The sequence below is a fragment of the Streptomyces sp. NPDC002867 genome, assembly GCF_053591895.1.
On the sequence record NZ_JBSFUR010000004.1, the window covers coordinates 45,999 to 63,779 of the forward strand.

Consider the following 17,781-nt stretch of genomic DNA (forward strand, 5'->3'; position numbering starts at 1 on the left):
CACCCCGCACAGGGAAGGGCCCGGCACCGAAGTGCCGGGCCCTTCTCTGTGTACGGCCGGACGTCAGCGGCTGTGCTGCGAGTCCGCCACCGTGACCTCGACCCGCTGGAACTCCTTGAGCTCGCTGTAGCCGGTCGTCGCCATCGCCCGGCGCAGCGCGCCGAAGAAGTTCATCGACCCGTCCGGGCTGTGCGAGGGACCGGTCAGGACCTCCTCGGTCGTGCCCACGATGCCCAGGTCGACCAGCTTGCCGCGCGGCACGTCCTCGTGGACGGCCTCCATGCCCCAGTGGCGACCCTTGCCCGGCGCGTCGGTCGCGCGCGCCAGCGGCGAGCCGATCATCACGGCGTCCGCGCCGCAGGCGATCGCCTTCGGCAGGTCGCCCGACCAGCCCACACCGCCGTCGGCGATGACGTGGACGTACCGGCCGCCGGACTCGTCCATGTAGTCGCGGCGGGCCGCGGCCACGTCGGCGACGGCGGTCGCCATCGGCACCTGGATGCCCAGCACGTTGCGCGTGGTGTGCGCGGCTCCGCCACCGAAGCCCACGAGGACGCCCGCCGCGCCCGTGCGCATCAGGTGCAGCGCGGCGGTGTAGGTGGCGCAGCCGCCGACGATGACCGGGACGTCGAGCTCGTAGATGAACTGCTTGAGGTTCAGCGGCTCGGCGGCGCCGGAGACGTGCTCGGCGGAGACCGTCGTGCCGCGGATGACGAAGATGTCGACACCGGCGTCGACGACGGCCTTCGAGAACTGCGCGGTGCGCTGCGGGGAGAGCGCGGCGGCGGTGACGACGCCCGAGTCGCGCACCTCCTTGATGCGCTGCCCGATCAGCTCCTCCTTGATCGGAGCGTCGTAGATCTCCTGGAGCCGGCGCGTGGCGCTCTCCGGGTCCAGCTCGGCGATCTCGTCGAGCAGGGGCTGCGGGTCCTCGTAGCGGGTCCACAGGCCCTCGAGGTTCAGGACGCCGAGACCGCCCATCTCGCCGATGCGGATCGCGGTGCTCGGGGAGACGACCGAGTCCATCGGGGCGGCCAGGAAGGGCAGCTCGAAGCGGTAGGCGTCGATCTGCCAGGCGATCGAGACCTCCTTCGGGTCCCGCGTGCGCCGGCTCGGTACGACGGCGATGTCATCGAACGCGTACGCCCGGCGGCCGCGCTTGCCGCGCCCGATCTCGATCTCAGTCACGATGTGTGGCCTTTCCCTCTTACTTCTGCGCCTGGGGCCCTACCAGTATCCCCGACCCACACACGAGGGGCGGCCCCGGCGACCCGGGACCGCCCCTCGTGGGACGTACGCGCTACTTCCTGCTGTAGTTCGGCGCCTCGACCGTCATCTGGATGTCGTGCGGGTGGCTCTCCTTGAGACCCGCCGAGGTGATCCGGACGAACCGGCCCTTGCTCTCCATCTCGTCGATGGAGGCCGCTCCGACGTAGCCCATGGTCTGGCGCAGGCCGCCGACCAGTTGGTGCAGCACGGCCGCGAGCGGACCGCGGTAGGGCACCTGGCCCTCGATGCCCTCGGGAACGAGCTTGTCGTCGGAGGCCACCTCTGCCTGGAAGTAGCGGTCCTTGGAATACGAGCGGCCCTGGCCGCGAGACTGCATCGCCCCGAGCGAGCCCATGCCCCGGTACGACTTGAACTGCTTGCCGTTGATGAAGAGCAGTTCACCGGGGGACTCCTCGCAGCCCGCGAGAAGGCTGCCCAGCATGACCGTGTCGGCCCCTGCGGCGAGCGCCTTGCCGATGTCTCCGGAGTACTGCAGGCCACCGTCGCCGATCACCGGGACGCCTGCGGCGCGGCAGGCCAGCGCCGCCTCGTAGATCGCGGTGACCTGCGGGACACCGATGCCGGCGACCACACGCGTGGTGCAGATGGAACCGGGTCCGACGCCGACCTTGACGCCGTCCACGCCCGCGTCGATCAGGGCCTGGGCTCCGTCGCGCGTCGCCACGTTGCCGCCGATGACGTCGACACCGACGCTCGACTTGATCTTCGCCATCCAGTTGAGGGCGTTGCTGTTGTGTCCGTGCGAGGTGTCTACGATCAGGAAGTCGACGCCCGCACCGGCCAGTGCCTGGGCCCGCTCCAGCGCCTCCGGGCTCGCACCGACGGCCGCTCCGACGAGCAGACGGCCCTCGGCGTCCTTCGCCGCGTTCGGGTACTGCTCGGCCTTGACGAAGTCCTTGACCGTGATGAGGCCCTTGAGAATGCCGGCGTCGTCGACCAGCGGAAGTTTCTCGATCTTGTGGCGGCGCAGCAGCTCCATGGCGTCCACGCCGGAGATGCCCACCTTGCCGGTGACCAGCGGCATCGGGGTCATGACCTCGCGCACCTGGCGTGTGCGGTCCGACTCGAAGGCCATGTCACGGTTGGTGACGATGCCGAGCAGCTTGCCCGCCGCGTCGGTCACCGGCACACCGCTGATGCGGAACTTGGCGCACAGGGCGTCGGCCTCGGCGAGGGTGGCGTCCGGGTGCACCGTGATCGGGTCGGTCACCATGCCGGACTCGGAACGCTTGACCAGGTCGACCTGGTTCACCTGGTCCTCGATGGACAGATTGCGGTGCAGCACACCCACGCCGCCCTGGCGCGCCATCGCGATCGCCATGCGGGACTCGGTAACCTTGTCCATCGCCGCCGAGAGCAGCGGGATGTTCACCCGGACATTCCTGGAGACACGGGACGAGGTGTCGACTGCGTTAGGAAGCACTTCCGACGCACCCGGCAGCAGAAGCACATCGTCGTAGGTCAGCCCGAGTGTCGCGAATTTCTCGGGCACTCCGTCGACGTTGGTCATGACACCTTCCCCAATGGCCTTGATCGGTGCGGATGTCCATGCTAACGGGCTCGGCACCCGTCTCATTCCACGATCAAGATCAGTAAGCAGCTTTGTACGTTCATACGTACGCGGCCACCACGCGGATCACTGCTCGGCCAGCGCCCGCAGTCGGCTCAGCGCACGGTGCTGGGCGACTCGCACCGCACCCGGCGACATCCCCAGCATCTGCCCCGTCTCCTCCGCCGTCAGCCCTACGGCGACGCGCAGCACCAGCAGCTCGCGCTGGTTCTCCGGGAGGTTGGCGAGAAGCCTCTTGGCCCACTCGGCGTCGTCGCTGAGCAGCGCGCGCTCCTCGGGGCCGAGGGAGTCGTCGGGCCGCTCGGGCATCTCGTCGGACGGCACGGCCGTCGAGCCGGGGTGCCGCATCGCGGCCCGCTGCAGGTCGGCGACCTTGTGCGAGGCGATGGCGAAGACGAAGGCCTCGAAGGGCCTTCCGGTGTCCCTGTAGCGCGGCAGTGCCATCAGCACCGCGACGCACACCTCCTGGGCGAGGTCGTCGGCGAAGTGCCGGGCGTCGCCCGGAAGTCTGTTCAGACGGGAACGGCAGAAACGCAGCGCGAGCGGGTGGACGTGCGCGAGCAGGTCGTGCGTGGCCTGCTCGTCGCCGTCGACGGCACGATGGACGAGCGCACCGATGGCCCCCTGGGCGTTCGCCGCCTCGTCGTCACGCATCGGTCCATGGTGCCTCGGCGCCGGAGCGTCCGTGGCACCGCGTCCCATGTTGTGCACCGAAGCGTTATGAGCAGGTGCGCCGGAACTCATCTCCTGCGCCCTCCCCTCCCGCTCGACCGACTTGTCCCCGAGGAACTCCACACCCTCAAGGATGCGGCATCGCGCGGGAAACGGATGCCCTCGGGCATCCGTCACCCCGTGCGGGCCCACTCAGCGGACCAGGCCCCACCGGAATCCGAGCGCCACCGCGTGCGCCCGGTCCGAGGCGCCGAGCTTCTTGAACAGGCGCCTGGCGTGCGTCTTCACCGTGTCCTCGGACAGGAACAGCTCACGCCCGATCTCCGCGTTGGACCGGCCGTGGCTCATGCCCTCCAGCACCTGGATCTCGCGCGCGGTGAGGGTGGGCGCGGCGCCCATCTCGGCCGAGCGGAGCCGGCGCGGGGCGAGCCGCCACGTCGGGTCGGCGAGCGCCTGGGTCACGGTCGCCCGCAGTTCGGCGCGCGAGGCGTCCTTGTGCAGATAACCCCGGGCGCCGGCGGCGACCGCGAGCGCGACACCGTCCAGATCCTCGGCGACGGTGAGCATGATGATCCGGGCGCCCGGATCGGCCGACAGCAGCCGACGCACGGTCTCGACGCCGCCCAGTCCGGGCATGCGTACGTCCATCAGAATCAGGTCCGAGCGGTCCGCGCCCCAGCGGCGGAGGACTTCCTCGCCGTTGGCCGCGGTCGTCACGCGCTCGACGCCGGGCACGGTCGCGACCGCGCGGCGGAGCGCCTCTCGGGCAAGCGGGGAGTCGTCGCAGACGAGGACGGATGTCATGACTGACCTCCGTGGCTCTCGCAGCAAATGCGCGTCACCTTGAGCCTCCAGGCTGGGTACGTTTCATCACCTGAGCGGTTGAACGCTCTCGGACATGTGCCCGACAGCTTGTTCCTTCAACCGCCTCCGCCCTCTCAACGACGGTCACTCGAAAGAGTTACGGGTCGGGCGAGGCTCTTCGGCACTCTGCGTAAGGGGCCGTACGCGAACCGCAGCGCCGCAGGTCACCGTCGTTTCTTCGGCAAGTCGTGCCCCATTCAGCGGCTTTTCTTCCCATTCGCTGGTGTCTTTGGCTAGATTCGCAATGAGTCATATTTACATCTACTTACACAGCAGATGTACGGTCGTTGGCACAGTGCGGGGTGCCGGATCCGGCACAGGCCGGCCAGGAGTCCCGTCCGTATCCGACTTGTCCTGTATCCACTCAGCACGGTTTCAAGGGGACATGCGCTATGGCAGATTTCTCTCGCCTTCCCGGACCCAACGCCGATCTGTGGGACTGGCAGCTCCTCGCGGCATGCCGTGGGGTCGACAGCTCGCTCTTCTTCCATCCGGAAGGCGAGCGCGGTGCCGCGCGCAGTGCGCGCGAGAACTCGGCGAAAGAGGTCTGCATGCGGTGCCCCGTCCGGGCCGAGTGCGCCGCACACGCGCTGGCCGTGCGCGAACCGTACGGCGTCTGGGGCGGGCTGACCGAGGACGAGCGCGAAGAGCTCATGGGACGCGCACGCCATCGACTGATCCCCGCGACGAGCGCGGGCGGCGCGGTGGGTGGCTGACGCCAGGACCGCGGGCTATCGAAGAAACGTTCCTTCGCGTGTATGAGCGAATACGACAGCGACGACGACGACGATCATCTGCACGAGCGGCAACGGGCGATCCCCCTGCGCCCCCCAGCCCCCGAATCCCCGCCGGTCCCGGCCTCTGCCGGGACCGGCTTCCGCGTCCTCAGCGCCGGGCCGCCAGGGTCAGCTGGTCGAGGGTCGCCGCGACCGCCGGGACCTGGGACAGGTCGGGCAGGGTCAGGGCGACGATCTCGCGCACGACGGGCGGGGTCACCGTGATCGTCCGCACGCCCTTGGGGCGCACCGACTCCAGCGCGAGCTCCGGTAGCACGGCCACGCCCAGGCCGGCGCCCACCAGCCCGATCACCGCCGGATAGTCGTCCGTCGCGAAGTCGATCCGGGGAGTGAAGCCCGCCTCCTCGCAGACCTCCACGAGCTGACGGCGGCAGCGCGGGCAGCCCGCGATCCACGGCTCGTCGGTGAGATCGCCGATCGCGGCGCTCTCCGCTCCCGCCAGGCGGTGCCCCTCCGGCACGAGCCCGACGAGCCGGTCGGTGAGCAGCGGACGCACCACGAGGTCGTCCCATTCGGCGCCCGCCGTGCCGTAACGGAAGGCGAGGGCCACGTCGCAGTCGCCCTCGCGCAGCATCTCGACGGAGCGGGGCGGCTCGGCGTCCACCAGGGAGACCCTGGTGCCGGGGTGTGCCGCGCGCAGGGCGGCGAGCGCGGTCGGCACGAGTGTGGAGCTGCCGCTCGGGAACGACACCAGCCGGACCCGGCCCGCCCGGAGACCGGCGATGGCCGCGATCTCCTCCTCCGCCGCGGTGAGCCCCGCGAGGATGCCGGAGGCGTGCCGGACGAGCACTTCGCCGGCCTGGGTCAGGCGCATCTCCCGGCCCGTACGGATGAGCAACGGCGTGCCGGCCGAGGTCTCGAGCGCCTTCATCTGCTGGCTGACCGCGGGCTGGGTGCAGCCCAGTTCGCGCGCGGCGGCGGAGAAGGAGCCGGTGGCGGCGACGGCACGCAGGACACGGAGGTGACGGGCTTCGATCATCCTTTGAGCATAAGGGAGCCTTGGGGGCCGAGGGGAAATATCGACTGGTTCCTTTGAGGAGCCCCGGGCTAGCGTGCCCCGTATGAAGCTTCTGAGTGTGAACGTGGGGCGGCTGAAGCCGGTGGACTACGCGGACACCGGCACGACCGGCATCGACAAGCGCCCCGCGGAGGGGGCCGTCCGGGTGAGCGACCCGGGCCGCAAGGGCGAGGGAGGCAGCGGGGTGGCCGGCGACGCCATATCCGACCTGCGTCACCACGGGGGCGCGGACCAGGCCGTCTACGCCTTCGCGCGCGAGGATCTGGACCTCTGGGAGAAGGAGCTGGGCAGGCCGCTGGCGAGCGGCTCGTTCGGCGAGAACCTCACGACGAGCGGGCTCGACGTCAACGGCGCGAGGATCGGCGAGCGCTGGCGGATCGGCGAAGAACTGGTGCTCGAGGTCACCGGCGGACGCATCCCGTGCCGGACCTTCGCGAGCTGGCTTGACGAGAAAGGCTGGGTCAGGCGGTTCACCCGGGCCGCCGCCCCCGGGGCGTACCTGCGGGTGATCACGCCCGGTGAGATCCGTGCGGGCGACCCGATCGAGATCGTGCACCGGCCGGAGCACGAGGTCACCGTCTCGCTGTCGTTCCGGGCCGGAACCACGGAACGCGCCCTGCTGCCCCGGGTGCTCGCCGCGGGCGACGCGCTGCACCCCGAGCAGCTGCGCGAGGCGCGGCAGTACGTGGCCAGGTACGGGGCCGGGGGCGCGGAGCAGCCGGTCGCCTCGTAGGGGAAATCCCCGAGAGGGGACGTCAGTTGGATCGGGGGCCGATGGGGGACGGGCCCCGATGTGGCCGCGCGCGGCGGCCGGGACGCTGGAGGCATGTCCCGGCTCAAGCGCGTCATCGTCATCCTCACGGCTGTCGCCGTCGCCTTCGCCGTCGCGGTCGGCGGCGGGTTCTTCTGGCTGTACTCCGACGCCCGGGTGTCGACCGTCGGCGCCTCGTTCAGCCGCGAGTTGGCCGTGCCGCCCCTGGCCGAACCGACCGTCGGGCGTGACGGCACCAAGGTCTTCGATCTCACGATGCAGGCCGGGCACAAGGAGTTCAGAGCCGGGCTGCGGACGCCCACCTGGGGCTTCAACGGCGACTATCTGGGACCGACCCTGCGGGCCGCACGCGGCGACAAGGTCCAGGTGCGGATACGGAACAGTCTGGGCGAGACCTCCACCGTGCACTGGCACGGCATGCACCTGCCCGCCGCGATGGACGGCGGCCCGCACCAGGCGGTGGCGCCCGGCGGCACCTGGAGCCCGCACTGGACGGTGGACCAGCCGGCGGCGTCGCTCTGGTACCACCCGCATCCGCACGGGAAGACGGAGCAGCACGTGCGGCGCGGACTGGCCGGCATGTTCCTGCTCGACGACGAGAGGTCGGCGCGGCTTCCGCTGCCGAAGCGGTACGGCGTCGACGACCTGCCCGTCATCGTGCAGGACGTCCGCTTCGACGGCGCACAGTTCGACCACGGCCACAAGCTCATGTCCAACAGCGGCTTCCTGGGCGACCGGACCCTGGTCAACGGCACTCTCGACCCGTACAAGGAGGTCGGTGACGAGCTGGTCCGGCTGCGCCTGCTCAACGCCTCCACCGCCCGCGTCTACCACTTCGGCTTCGCCGACGACCGGCGCTTCTCGCTCGTCGCGTCGGACGGCGGGCTGCTGGAGGAGGCGGTGCCGACGGACCGTGTCCGGCTCTCACCCGGTGAACGGGCGGAGATAGTGGTGCGGATGCGGCCCGGCGAGCGTGCGGTGCTGCGCAGCCATCCGCAGAGTCTGGGCGACTTCTGGCAGACCCGGTTCAACGGCGGCGACGACGCGTTCGACGTGCTGGAGCTGCGCGCCGCGAAGACGCTGCGCCCCTCCCCGGAGCTTCCGGGACGGCTCGGCGAGCCGGAGCTGCCGGACGCCGGGGAATCGGTGCGGACACGGTTCTTCGGCCTTCAGCGGTCGGGCATCAACGGCAGGCCGATGTCCATGGAGCGGATCGACGAGACCGTCACCCGGGGCACCACCGAGACCTGGGTCCTGCGCAACGACGACGGGATGCCGCACAACTTCCATGTGCACGACGCGCAGTTCCGGGTGGTGGAGGTCGACGGGCGGCAGCCCCCGCCGCATCTGCGCGGCGCCAAGGACACCGTCTTCGTGCCCGGCAACGGGAGCGTGAGGATTGCCGTGCGGTTCACCGGCCCGGCCGACCCGGACACTCCGTACATGTACCACTGCCACCTGCTGTACCACGAGGACGAGGGCATGATGGGCCAGTTCGTGGTCGTCGAGAAGGGACAGCGGGCGGGCGAGGTGCGTACGCCGCCCTCACACGCGGGGCACTAACGTGCCGCCTATGACGACTGCACTGATCACGGGAGCGACCGCGGGCATCGGCGCCGCGTTCGCGCGACGGCTGGCGGCCGAGGGACGCAATCTGGTGCTGGTGGCCCGCGACACCGAGCGGCTGCAGGAGCAGGCCACCGAGCTGCACGACCGGCACGGCATCGAGGCGGAGGTGCTGACGGCGGATCTGTCCGAGGACGAGGGGATGGCGGCGGTCGAGAAACGGCTCGCGGACCGCAGGCACCCGGTCGATCTGCTGATCAACAACGCCGGCTTCGGCAACAAGGGACGCTTCCTGGAGGTGTCCATGGCCGACGAGCTGACGATGCTGAAGGTGCACTGCGAGGCGGTGCTGCGGCTGACGTCGGCGGCGGCCGGCTCGATGCGGGAGCGGGGCCGCGGAGGCGTGGTGAACGTGGCCTCGGTGGCGGCGTTCGTGCCGCGCGGCACGTACGGCGCGTCGAAGGCGTGGGTCGTGCAGTTCACGCAGGGCGTGGCGCGGGACATGGCGGGCTCGGGCGTGCGGCTGATGGCTCTGTGCCCCGGTTTCGTCCGGACGGAGTTCCACCAGCGGGCCGGGATGGGGACGGACAACATCCCGGGCTGGATGTGGCTCGACGCCGACAAGCTTGTGTCGTCGGCGCTGGCGGATCTGGCGAAGGGCAAGTCGCTGTCGATCCCCGATCCGCGGTACAAGGCGCTGATGGGCGTGGTGAAGCTGGCGCCGCGCGGCCTGCTCGGAGGGGTCAGTTCGCGAGCAGGCCGCAAGTACGGGCCGCAGTAGCGTCAGACAGAGGGAGGCTTGTTGGAGGGGTTGCGGAAAGTCGACTCGAATGGGAGTGCTTCCCGAGATCGAGGACGCTCCCTGGATCACTCCGGGGCGTTTGACAGCACGTGCGTCTGCCCGACGACTGCCCTGTCTTGAGCACCGCCTGGGCTGCCTGAGCGGGAAGCAGTCCCAGCCACGCAACGTTCTTTCGTGCCCACCGATCTCGGCGTCCAGGTACGCCGGTTGAGGGCCGCCGTCGCCCACGTATCAGATGCAGACGGTCACACCTACGACATCCGGAAGTCCTTCTGTCTCCTGCTGGACTTCTGTCCGAACGTCTGACGTCCTCGGGTCGAGCGTCACTCCGCGGGTGACGTTGCCCGGCCAGGTCACCCGGATGGTGCGGCCGGTGATCTGGACGTCTGCGAGGGTGGCGACGGGGGCCGGGTCCGGCTCAGCGGTCACCGAGGCGAGGGCGACGAAGAGCGACTCGGCCGACTCGGTGCGCCCTTCGAGCACGTGCGTACGGCTCCGGTCGGCGACCAGGGTCGGGCCCGTCGCCGACTCCGCCGCGACGCCGTAGCCGTGGACGGGGTGGAGTTGGGCGGTCACCGTGCCGTCGGTGGCCCAGCCGGTCTGGCGGACCGGCGTCCCGGGCGGCGCACCGACGACCAGATGGGCGCGGACCTCGGCGCGGTCGTGCGCGAGCGTGGCGGACACGACGCGCACGCCGGGGTGCGGGGTGTGGGCGGAGGCGGCCCAGCCGGGGCCGTGGCCGAGCGGCTCGGCGGGGCCGCGCCGGGTAGGTGCACCGTCGATGAGCAGGGCGAAGTGGTTGTCGGCGGTCTCGATGGCCGGGCCGGTCCGGGTGGAGTAGGCGAACCGGGCGTACCCGGGGTCGTCCTCCCGCGGGTCCACGTGGTTGCTGCCGTGGTTGTGGAGGCGTACGAGACCGTCGGCGGCGGTGGACTGGATCAGCATGCCGGGCGGGCCCAGCGTGGTGACCGCGTCCTCGGTCTCGGCGGGGAGAGGTTCCTCGGGGTCGGTCCACACCGGGTGGGTCGCGGGCAGGAGCAGACCGAGGAAGCCCTTGGAGGCCCAGTAGGGGGACGCGGGGCCGGAGTAGCTCTGGACGGCCGGTTCGTAGGTGCCGTACCAGCCCAGGGTGAGCAGCCCTCGTTCGTCCCCGGCGCCCCGGTCGAGGAAGTGGCGCAGGGTGCCGGAGGCGAGCCGGCGGGTGGCGCCGGGGGCCAGCGGGGTGTGGCCGGTCAGCGCGCCGAGCCAGGGGGCCGCGGCCGCGGCGAAGCGGTAGGTCAGGGAGCGGCCGTAGGGCAGGGGCGCGCCGTTGGCGTCGAAGAGGCGGGTGACGTCGTCGAGGTGGCGGTGCAGGCGCGGGCCGTAGTGGTCGAGCAGGGCCTTGTCGCCCGCGAGGTGGGCGTGCAGGACGGGGTAGAGGTGCAAGGCCCAGGCGTTGTAGTGGTCGAAGGCGCGGTTCGGGCCGTCGCTGTACCAGCCGTCACCGAGCCACCACTGCTCGATGCGGTCGAGTGCGCGGTCGATCGTGCGCTGCGCCCGGTCGGTTTCGATGCCGGCGTCCTGGAGGAAGCCAGCGACGGTGAGGCCGAAGAGCCACCAGTTGTTGTCGACCGGCGAGGGACCGAGGGCCGGGAGCAGCCAGTCGACGACTCGTTCGCGGGTCCTCTCGTCGAGGGTGTCCCAGAGCCAGGGGCGGGTGAGCCGCAGGGCGAGGGCGACGGAGGCGGATTCGACGACGGCCTGGCGCACGTCGGCCATGAGCGGCCAGGCATCGGGCGCGTGGGGGCTCAGGTCGCCCGTGGGGACGGGGTCCTCGGTGCCGGCGGCCAGCCCCTCGGCGTACTGGGGCAGGAAGCCGTGCGCTCGCCGGCCGCGCTCGCGACGCGGAGCGCGGCGAGGAGGAACGTACGGGCGTAACCTTCGAGGCCGTCGGAGCGGGGGCCCGACCAGCTCGGGCGGGCACCGGGGGAGGCTGATCAGGCCGTTCCGAGCCGAGGCCCACGGGCGTACGGCGAGAAGCAGGTCGTCGGCGGCGCTCTCCCAGTGCTCCCGGGTCCAGCCGGTGGGCTCGAACGGCATGATGCCCTCCTGAGCAGAGACGACGGGCGACGGCGGAAGCATGAACTTCCTTTGATCGAACGTCAATGGATTGCGTTTTGAATGATCGAAACTTCCCGCCGTTCGATCACTCTGCCGTAGAGTGGGCATCAGCCGGGCCACACACTGCGAGGGGGACCTTCACCGTGCGCGAGAGTGCCGCCGAACGTCACGAACGACTGCTGGAGCTGGTACGGGAACGCGGCAGCGCACGCGTCTCCGACCTGGCCGCTCTGCTGGGCGTCTCGCCCGTGACCGCGCGCAGGGACGTCGAGCTCCTGGCCGGGGAGGGCAGGCTCGACCGGGTCCACGGCTCGGTGTCCTGGCCGGGCCGGCGTCCCGCGGCGGCCGGCGCGCCGTCGGCGGCGGGCGGGCACGGCCCCGTGCTCGGACTGCTCGCGCCCTCCTCGACGTACTACTTCGCCGAGGTGATCCGCGGCGCCCACGAGGCGGCCGCGCGCGCCGGTTCCCGGCTGATCCTGCGGATCTCGGACTACCGGCCCGAGGAGGACCCGATGCGCACCGAGGGGCTGCTGGCCGCCGGCGCCGAGGGGCTGCTGATCGCCCCGGGCTGGCGCGCCCCCGGGGACCCGGCCGAGTACGGCGAATGGATCACCCGCCTGCCGGTGCCCGCCGTGCTGCTGGAGCGCCGCGCCGCGCCGGGCAGCGCCCTGGACGGCATGGACCGCGTCGCGTCCGACCACGGGCACGGCACCCTGCTGGCCGTACGCCACCTGATGGACCTGGGCCACGGCACACCGCTGCTGGTGGCCCGGGCCGACAGCCCGACCGCCCTCGCGGTGCGCTCCGGGTACACGGACGCGGTCGGCGCACTGGGGTTGCGCGCCCCCCGGGCCGTGATCGACTCGGTGCCCGCCGAGCAGCGTCCGGAGGAGTTCGAGGCGGCCGTGCGCGCTCTGCACGAGGCGGTGGTCTCGGGCACCGCGAGCGCGGCACTGGTGCACAACGACGTCGACGCGATCCAGATGGTGCAGCGGCTGGCCGAGCTGGGCGTACGGGTGCCCGACGACCTGGCGCTGATCGCGTACGACGACGAGGTGGCGGCGCTCGCCGACATCCCGCTGACCGCGGTGGCCCCGCCCAAGCGCGAGGTCGGCCGGGAGGCGACGAGGCTGCTCGTGGAGCGGCTCACGGGCCGGCCCGACGCGGACGAGCCGCGGCGGCACCTGTCGCTGCTGCCGCGCCTGCGGGTGCGGGACTCGTGCGGGGCGCGCCGTGCGAGCGGGGGCGCGGCGGGAGCCGGCGCCTGAGCGGGCCGACGCCGACAGAAACAGTTACTGACCTTTTCAATCATTCGATCATTCGTTCTTGACTTCGCTCACGCCTCGGCCAAGGATCGCGGCCAACGCAAATGCCGCCGCTTTGTCAGGAGCTGTGCCGTGAGCCCTACCAGGAATGTCCGGACCCGCCGGACCAGAGACTCCGTCGCCGCGATCGCCGCGATCGCCGCCGCCTCCGCCCTCGCCGTGCTCACGGCCTGCGGCGGCAGCGGCGCGGACTCCCGGACCGAGGGAAGCGACGGGAAGCCGGTGACCATCACCTTCTGGGGATGGGCCAAGGGGACGCAGGAAGTCGTGGACGCGTTCAACGCCTCGCAGAGCGACATCCGCGTGACGTTCGAGGAGACCCCCTCCGGCAACGCCGGAGGCTACGCCAAGATCTCCAACGCGGTGAAGGCCGGCAACGCGCCCGACCTGGTCTCCATCGAGTACCCGATGCTCCCCGAGTTCGTGAGCCAGGGCGCGGTCCAGGACATCAGCTCCCACCTGCCCGACGACGTCAAGAAGAAGTTCCTGCCGCAGGCGGTCGAACTGACCACCCTCGGCGGCAAGAACTGGGCCGTCCCCTTCGACGCCTCGCCGCAGGCCTTCTACTACCGCAAGGACCTGTTCGAGAAGTACGGCGTCGAGGTCCCCAAGACCTGGGACGACTTCCGCAAGGCCGCCGAGAAGGTGAAGAAGGCCGACAGGAAGGCGCGCATAGGCACCTTCTTCCCCGACGACCCGACCACCTTCCAGGCCATGGTCTGGCAGGCCGGCGCCCAGTGGTTCAAGGCCGCGGGCGACACCTGGAAGATCGACACCACGGACGCCGCCACGGCCGAGGTCTCGGCGTACTGGCAGGGACTCATCGACGACGACCTCATCCGCAGCAACGCCTCCTTCAGCCCCGAGTGGACCAACTCCCTCAAGAGCGGCGGCACCGTCGGCTACCTCGGCGCCTCCTGGGGCGCCGGCGTCCTCAAGGGCACGCTGCCCGAGCAGAGCGGCAAGTGGGCCGTCGCCCCGATGCCCACCTGGGACGGAAAGCCGGCCAGCGGCATGCTGGGCGGCTCCACGTTCGCCGTGACCAAGGACAGCAAGAAGGCCGAGGCCGCGGTCGAGTTCGCGAAGTGGATGACGACCACCGAGGACGGCATCAAGGCCCGGATCGAATCCGGCACCTCCAGCGCCTTCCCCGCCGCCGCCGGACTGCGTCCGGCCGCCAAGTCCGCGTTCGACACGGAGTACTACGGCGGCCAGGACATCTACCAGGTCTTCGAGGACGCAGGCGCCTCCATCGGCCCGAACTGGGCATGGGGCCCGACCTCCGGCACCACGAACACCGCCATCAAGGACGCCTTCGGCAAGGTCACGACCGGCGGCGCGACGATCGCCGACGCCGTCAGGGCCGGACACGACGCGACCGTCTCCGAGCTCGACAAGCGCGGCCTGAAGGTCGAGGGCTGAGGAAGAGCATGAAGGCCCGCACCCGTACCAACGCCGCTGCCGGCGTCCTGCTGACCCCCTTCTTCGTCCTCTTCGTGCTGGTGATGGTGCTGCCGATCAGTTACGCGGTCTGGCTGAGCCTGTTCACCGAGAAGCAGTCCGGACTGGGCTTCGGCGGCACAGAGACCGTCTTCGGCGGCCTCGACAACTACGCGGCGGCGCTGGGTGACCCGGCCTTCCGCGAGGGCTTCGCCGTACTCCTCGGGTACTGCGTGTCCTACATCCCGCTGATGATCGGCGGAGCCCTCGTCCTCGCCCTGCTCCTCGACTCGGCGCTCGCCCGCGCCCGCCGCTTCTTCCAGCTCGCGCTCTTCCTGCCGCACGCCGTCCCCGGCATCATCGCGGCCCTGATCTGGGTCTACCTCTACACCCCCCAACTCAGCCCGGTCGTCGAGGCGATGGAGGCCGGGGGCATCGGCTTCGACTTCTTCGCCACCGACGGCGCCCTGCCCTCCGTGATCAACATCGCACTGTGGGAGTGGCTCGGCTACAACGTGGTGATCTTCTACGCCGCTCTCCAGGCCATCGACCGCTCCGTGCTCGAAGCGGCCACGGTGGACGGCGCGGGCGCCTGGCGCACCGCGCTGAACATCAAGGTCCCGCTGATCCGCGCCTCGCTCGTGATGGTCGCGCTCTTCACCGTCATCGGATCGCTGCAGCTGTTCACCGAGCCGCTGATCCTCAACAAGGGCACCGGCTCCTCCGTCACCTCCACCTGGACACCGAACATGTACGCCTACACCGCGGCCTTCGACCGCAACGACTACGGACTCGCGGCCGCCGCCTCCGTACTCCTCGCGCTCACCGCCGCGCTGCTCTCCTTCGGGGTCACCCGCCTCACCGGCCGGAAGGAGAAGCAGGCATGAGCTCCCCCGCCTCCCGCTGGATGTCGAAGGGCGCCGTCAACGCCGCGCTCGCCCTCGCCACGCTCTACACGCTCTTCCCTCTCGTGTGGCTGGTCACCGCGGCCACCAAGTACACCGGCGGCCTCCTCGCCGGAAACGCCTTCTCCTTCGAGGGGTTCAACCTCGGCGCGAACCTGTCCGCCCTGGCCTCGTACGGCGACGGCGTCTACTTCCGCTGGTACCTCAACAGCCTGCTGTACGCGGGCGGCGGAGCCGTGGTCAGCTCGCTGATCAGCGTCGCGGCGGGCTACGCCTTCGACAAGTACCACTTCCGGGGCAAGGAGAAGCTGTTCGGCGTGGTCCTGCTGGGGGTGCTCGTCCCGACCACCGCGCTCGCCCTGCCGATGTACCTGCTCGCCAGTGAGGTGGGCATCGTCAACACCTACTGGGCCGTGCTCCTCCCCGTACTGGTGCACCCCTTCGGTGTGTACCTCTCCCGGGTCTTCAGCGCCGGCTACGTCCCCGGCGAGGCCCTGGAGGCCGCCCGTATCGACGGTGCCGGTGAGCTGCGCACCTTCTGGTCCATCGGGCTGCGCATGCTGATGCCGGGCTTCGTGACTGTCTTCCTCTTCCAGTTCACCGCGATCTGGAACAATTTCTTCCTCCCCCTCGTGATGCTTTCGGACCAGAAGCTCTTCCCGCTGAGCCTCGGCCTGTACGCGTGGAACAGCAACTCCCACGCCGAGCCGGAGTTCTACCCGCTCGTCGTGACCGGCTCCCTGCTCGCCGTCATCCCCCTGATCGTCGCCTTCGTCCCACTTCAGCGGCACTGGAAGGCCGGCCTGACCGCCGGCAGCGTCAAGTGACCCAAGCGACCTGTGAGGAGCCCGGATCCCACCATGCACCACGCCACTGACACTCGCCCCGCGCTGCTGCTGGCCATGAATCCGGCCGTCGCCGCCCGGCTGCTCGCCGACCGCCACCGCGAGCGGCTGACCGCGCTGACCCGCACCGACCCGCATCTCGTCGCCCACGACCTGACCGCCCCCTCGGAACGCGTCGCCGCCGCGCTCGCCGAGGCCGAGGTGCTGCTGACCTGCTGGGGCGCGCCCTCGCTCACCGCAGAGGTGCTCGCCGCCGCACCCCGGCTGCGCGCGGTCGTGCACGCCGCGGGCTCGGTCAAGCACCACATCACCCAGGCGTGCTGGGACCGGGGCATCGCCGTGACCTCGGCGGCGGCCGCCAACGCCCTGCCCGTCGCGGAGTTCACGCTCGCCGCCGTCCTCTTCGCCGGCAAGCGGGTGCTGCGTTCCGCCCACCGGTACGCGCAGCTGCGCACCGAGCACAACTGGCACCGTGAGCTCGACGGCGCCGGCAACTACCGCCGTACGGTCGGAGTCATCGGCGCGTCCCGCATCGGACGGCGCGTGATCGAGCTGCTGCGCCCCTTCGACCTGCGGGTCCTGCTGTACGACCCGTATGTGGACGACGCCGGGGCGGCGGAGCTCGGTGTCGAGCGCACCGGTCTGGACGAGCTCTGCGCCCGCGCCGACGTCGTCACCGTCCACGCGCCGCAGGTCCCGGCCACCCACCACATGATCGGCGCCCGCCGGCTGGCCCTGATGCGGAACGGGACCACGCTGATCAACACCGCGCGCGGCTCGCTCGTCGACGAGGAGGCGCTGCTGCCCGAGCTCGTCTCCGGCCGGCTGGACGCCGTGCTCGACGTGACCGACCCCGAACTGCCGCCGGTGGACTCGCCGTTGTACGACCTGCCGAACGTGCTGCTGACGCCGCACATCGCCGGGTCGCTCGGCGGCGAGCTGCACCGGATGGCCGACCAGGCCCTGGACGAGGTGGAGCGGTTCGCGCGGGGTGTGCCGTTCGCCGACCCGGTCCACCCGGGGACGCTGGAGCGCTCGGCCTGAGGCGCCCGACGTGACCTGCGTCACTAAAATGGAGGTACGTCATCGACCCTGGGAGGCACGATGAAATTCGTACAGATCATCGACTACAAGACCGACCGGTTCGACGGCGTGAATGCGCTCATGGACCAGTGGGTCGAGAAGACCAGGGGCAAGCGGACCACCTCCCACCTCATGATGGGCAAGGACCGTGCGGAGGGCTCGCACTACGTCGAGATCGTCGAGTTCCCGTCGTACGAGGAGGCGATGCGGAACTCCAAGCTCCCGGAGACCGACCGGATCTTCCAGGAGATGGTCGCCCTGTGCGACGGCATGCCCACGTTCACCGACCTCGACGTGGTCCGTGAGGAGCAGCTGAACGCGGCGACGGCCCGGCGCTTCTTCCACGAGATCGCCGCGGGCGGGAACATGGACGCCGTCGCGGAGGTGTTCGCCGAGGACTACGTCGACCACGACATCGCCAACGAGGAGGACGCGGAGGTCGGCGTCGATGTCGTCCGGCGTGACCTCACGATGTGGCGCAACGCCTTCGACTTCACCTTCGAGCTCGACCGGCAGATCACCGAGGGCGACGACGTCGTGATGCTGTGGACCTTCAACGGCAGGCACAAGGGCGATTTCCAGGGGATACCGGCCACGGGCGAGCAGTGCTCCATGACCGGCACGACGATCTTCCGGTTCGAGGACGGGAAGATCAAGGAAGGCTGGTGGCACTTCGACATGACGCGGCTGATGCGGCAGCTCGGCGCGATGTGACCGACCGCCCCGGTGCGA

16 protein-coding genes are annotated in these 17,781 nt (G+C 70.6%); 10 read left to right on the forward strand and 6 right to left on the reverse strand.

The window, feature by feature from the left end:
- Positions 1 to 63 precede the first annotated feature (63 nt).
- From ACWD0A_RS04750 to ACWD0A_RS04765, 4 genes are all read right to left on the reverse strand, one after another.
- Complete coding sequence (locus ACWD0A_RS04750) at positions 64 to 1,188, reverse strand: GuaB3 family IMP dehydrogenase-related protein (RefSeq protein WP_451294653.1); 1,125 nt, start codon at positions 1,186 to 1,188, stop codon at positions 64 to 66.
- Between the two features lie 112 nt (positions 1,189 to 1,300).
- Positions 1,301 to 2,800 carry an IMP dehydrogenase gene (gene guaB, locus ACWD0A_RS04755; RefSeq protein WP_307713936.1) on the reverse strand — a complete coding sequence of 500 codons (1,500 nt, stop codon included), beginning with the start codon at positions 2,798 to 2,800 and terminating at the stop codon, positions 1,301 to 1,303.
- A gap of 126 nt (positions 2,801 to 2,926) precedes the next feature.
- The gene (locus ACWD0A_RS04760) at positions 2,927 to 3,514 is read right to left on the reverse strand and encodes a sigma-70 family RNA polymerase sigma factor (protein WP_307713937.1); all 588 of its coding nucleotides are present in this window, start codon (positions 3,512 to 3,514) and stop codon (positions 2,927 to 2,929) included.
- 210 nt (positions 3,515 to 3,724) lie between these two features.
- On the reverse strand, positions 3,725 to 4,336 hold the full coding sequence (locus ACWD0A_RS04765; protein WP_003948568.1) for a response regulator transcription factor: 612 nt from the start codon (positions 4,334 to 4,336) through the stop codon (positions 3,725 to 3,727).
- Positions 4,337 to 4,788: 452 nt separating this feature from the next.
- On the opposite strand from ACWD0A_RS04765, the gene ACWD0A_RS04770 reads away from it, so the two are divergent.
- On the forward strand, positions 4,789 to 5,112 hold the full coding sequence (locus tag ACWD0A_RS04770) for a WhiB family transcriptional regulator (protein WP_177148662.1): 324 nt from the start codon (positions 4,789 to 4,791) through the stop codon (positions 5,110 to 5,112).
- Positions 5,113 to 5,281: 169 nt separating this feature from the next.
- On the opposite strand, the gene ACWD0A_RS04775 is transcribed toward ACWD0A_RS04770, so the two are convergent.
- Positions 5,282 to 6,172 (reverse strand): LysR family transcriptional regulator, encoded by an 891-nt coding sequence (locus ACWD0A_RS04775; protein ID WP_451294656.1) that lies wholly within the window; start codon positions 6,170 to 6,172, stop codon positions 5,282 to 5,284.
- Positions 6,173 to 6,254: 82 nt separating this feature from the next.
- Here ACWD0A_RS04775 and ACWD0A_RS04780 point away from each other — a divergent pair, with 82 nt between their 5' ends.
- The 3 genes from ACWD0A_RS04780 (at position 6,255) to ACWD0A_RS04790 (ending at position 9,330) form a co-directional block, all read left to right on the forward strand.
- Complete coding sequence (locus ACWD0A_RS04780; protein WP_451294658.1) at positions 6,255 to 6,944, forward strand: MOSC domain-containing protein; 690 nt, start codon at positions 6,255 to 6,257, stop codon at positions 6,942 to 6,944.
- Positions 6,945 to 7,037: 93 nt separating this feature from the next.
- The gene (locus ACWD0A_RS04785; protein ID WP_451294660.1) at positions 7,038 to 8,546 is read left to right on the forward strand and encodes a multicopper oxidase family protein; all 1,509 of its coding nucleotides are present in this window, start codon (positions 7,038 to 7,040) and stop codon (positions 8,544 to 8,546) included.
- A 10-nt stretch (positions 8,547 to 8,556) separates the two neighbouring features.
- Complete coding sequence (locus ACWD0A_RS04790; RefSeq protein WP_451294662.1) at positions 8,557 to 9,330, forward strand: SDR family NAD(P)-dependent oxidoreductase; 774 nt, start codon at positions 8,557 to 8,559, stop codon at positions 9,328 to 9,330.
- A gap of 252 nt (positions 9,331 to 9,582) precedes the next feature.
- Here ACWD0A_RS04790 and ACWD0A_RS04795 read toward each other — a convergent pair whose 3' ends face one another.
- Positions 9,583 to 11,430 (reverse strand): DUF2264 domain-containing protein, encoded by a 1,848-nt coding sequence (locus ACWD0A_RS04795; protein WP_451294664.1) that lies wholly within the window; start codon positions 11,428 to 11,430, stop codon positions 9,583 to 9,585.
- A gap of 164 nt (positions 11,431 to 11,594) precedes the next feature.
- Here ACWD0A_RS04795 and ACWD0A_RS04800 point away from each other — a divergent pair, with 164 nt between their 5' ends.
- From ACWD0A_RS04800 to ACWD0A_RS04825, 6 genes are all read left to right on the forward strand, one after another.
- Positions 11,595 to 12,719 (forward strand): substrate-binding domain-containing protein, encoded by a 1,125-nt coding sequence (locus ACWD0A_RS04800; protein ID WP_451294666.1) that lies wholly within the window; start codon positions 11,595 to 11,597, stop codon positions 12,717 to 12,719.
- Positions 12,720 to 12,902: 183 nt separating this feature from the next.
- Positions 12,903 to 14,198 (forward strand): ABC transporter substrate-binding protein, encoded by a 1,296-nt coding sequence (locus ACWD0A_RS04805; protein ID WP_451295055.1) that lies wholly within the window; start codon positions 12,903 to 12,905, stop codon positions 14,196 to 14,198.
- Between the two features lie 8 nt (positions 14,199 to 14,206).
- Positions 14,207 to 15,103 (forward strand): carbohydrate ABC transporter permease, encoded by an 897-nt coding sequence (locus ACWD0A_RS04810; protein ID WP_451294668.1) that lies wholly within the window; start codon positions 14,207 to 14,209, stop codon positions 15,101 to 15,103.
- Positions 15,100 to 15,948, forward strand: coding sequence for a carbohydrate ABC transporter permease (locus ACWD0A_RS04815; protein WP_451294670.1), 849 nt, complete (start codon positions 15,100 to 15,102; stop codon positions 15,946 to 15,948). The genes ACWD0A_RS04810 and ACWD0A_RS04815 overlap by 4 nt, the downstream gene beginning before the upstream one ends.
- Before the next feature lie 33 nt (positions 15,949 to 15,981).
- Positions 15,982 to 17,010, forward strand: a complete 1,029-nt coding sequence (locus ACWD0A_RS04820; protein WP_451294672.1) for a hydroxyacid dehydrogenase — start codon at positions 15,982 to 15,984, stop codon at positions 17,008 to 17,010.
- A gap of 60 nt (positions 17,011 to 17,070) precedes the next feature.
- Entirely contained in the window at positions 17,071 to 17,763 is a 693-nt protein-coding gene (locus tag ACWD0A_RS04825; protein WP_451294674.1) for an ester cyclase, read from the forward strand.
- The last annotated feature ends 18 nt before the right edge of the window (positions 17,764 to 17,781 follow it).

What these genes read in the sequence shown, in the direction of transcription:
- guaB (WP_307713936.1), bottom strand. Translation starts at nt 2,800, where the DNA reads ATGACCAACGTCGACGGAGTGCCCGAGAAATTCGCGACACTCGGGCTG.
- ACWD0A_RS04760 (WP_307713937.1), bottom strand. Translation starts at nt 3,514, where the DNA reads ATGCGTGACGACGAGGCGGCGAACGCCCAGGGGGCCATCGGTGCGCTC.
- ACWD0A_RS04765 (WP_003948568.1), bottom strand. Translation starts at nt 4,336, where the DNA reads ATGACATCCGTCCTCGTCTGCGACGACTCCCCGCTTGCCCGAGAGGCG.
- ACWD0A_RS04770 (WP_177148662.1), top strand. Translation starts at nt 4,789, where the DNA reads ATGGCAGATTTCTCTCGCCTTCCCGGACCCAACGCCGATCTGTGGGAC.
- ACWD0A_RS04775 (WP_451294656.1), bottom strand. Translation starts at nt 6,172, where the DNA reads ATGATCGAAGCCCGTCACCTCCGTGTCCTGCGTGCCGTCGCCGCCACC.
- ACWD0A_RS04780 (WP_451294658.1), top strand. Translation starts at nt 6,255, where the DNA reads ATGAAGCTTCTGAGTGTGAACGTGGGGCGGCTGAAGCCGGTGGACTAC.
- ACWD0A_RS04785 (WP_451294660.1), top strand. Translation starts at nt 7,038, where the DNA reads ATGTCCCGGCTCAAGCGCGTCATCGTCATCCTCACGGCTGTCGCCGTC.
- ACWD0A_RS04790 (WP_451294662.1), top strand. Translation starts at nt 8,557, where the DNA reads ATGACGACTGCACTGATCACGGGAGCGACCGCGGGCATCGGCGCCGCG.
- ACWD0A_RS04795 (WP_451294664.1), bottom strand. Translation starts at nt 11,430, where the DNA reads ATGCCGTTCGAGCCCACCGGCTGGACCCGGGAGCACTGGGAGAGCGCC.
- ACWD0A_RS04810 (WP_451294668.1), top strand. Translation starts at nt 14,207, where the DNA reads ATGAAGGCCCGCACCCGTACCAACGCCGCTGCCGGCGTCCTGCTGACC.
- ACWD0A_RS04815 (WP_451294670.1), top strand. Translation starts at nt 15,100, where the DNA reads ATGAGCTCCCCCGCCTCCCGCTGGATGTCGAAGGGCGCCGTCAACGCC.
- ACWD0A_RS04820 (WP_451294672.1), top strand. Translation starts at nt 15,982, where the DNA reads ATGCACCACGCCACTGACACTCGCCCCGCGCTGCTGCTGGCCATGAAT.
- ACWD0A_RS04825 (WP_451294674.1), top strand. Translation starts at nt 17,071, where the DNA reads ATGAAATTCGTACAGATCATCGACTACAAGACCGACCGGTTCGACGGC.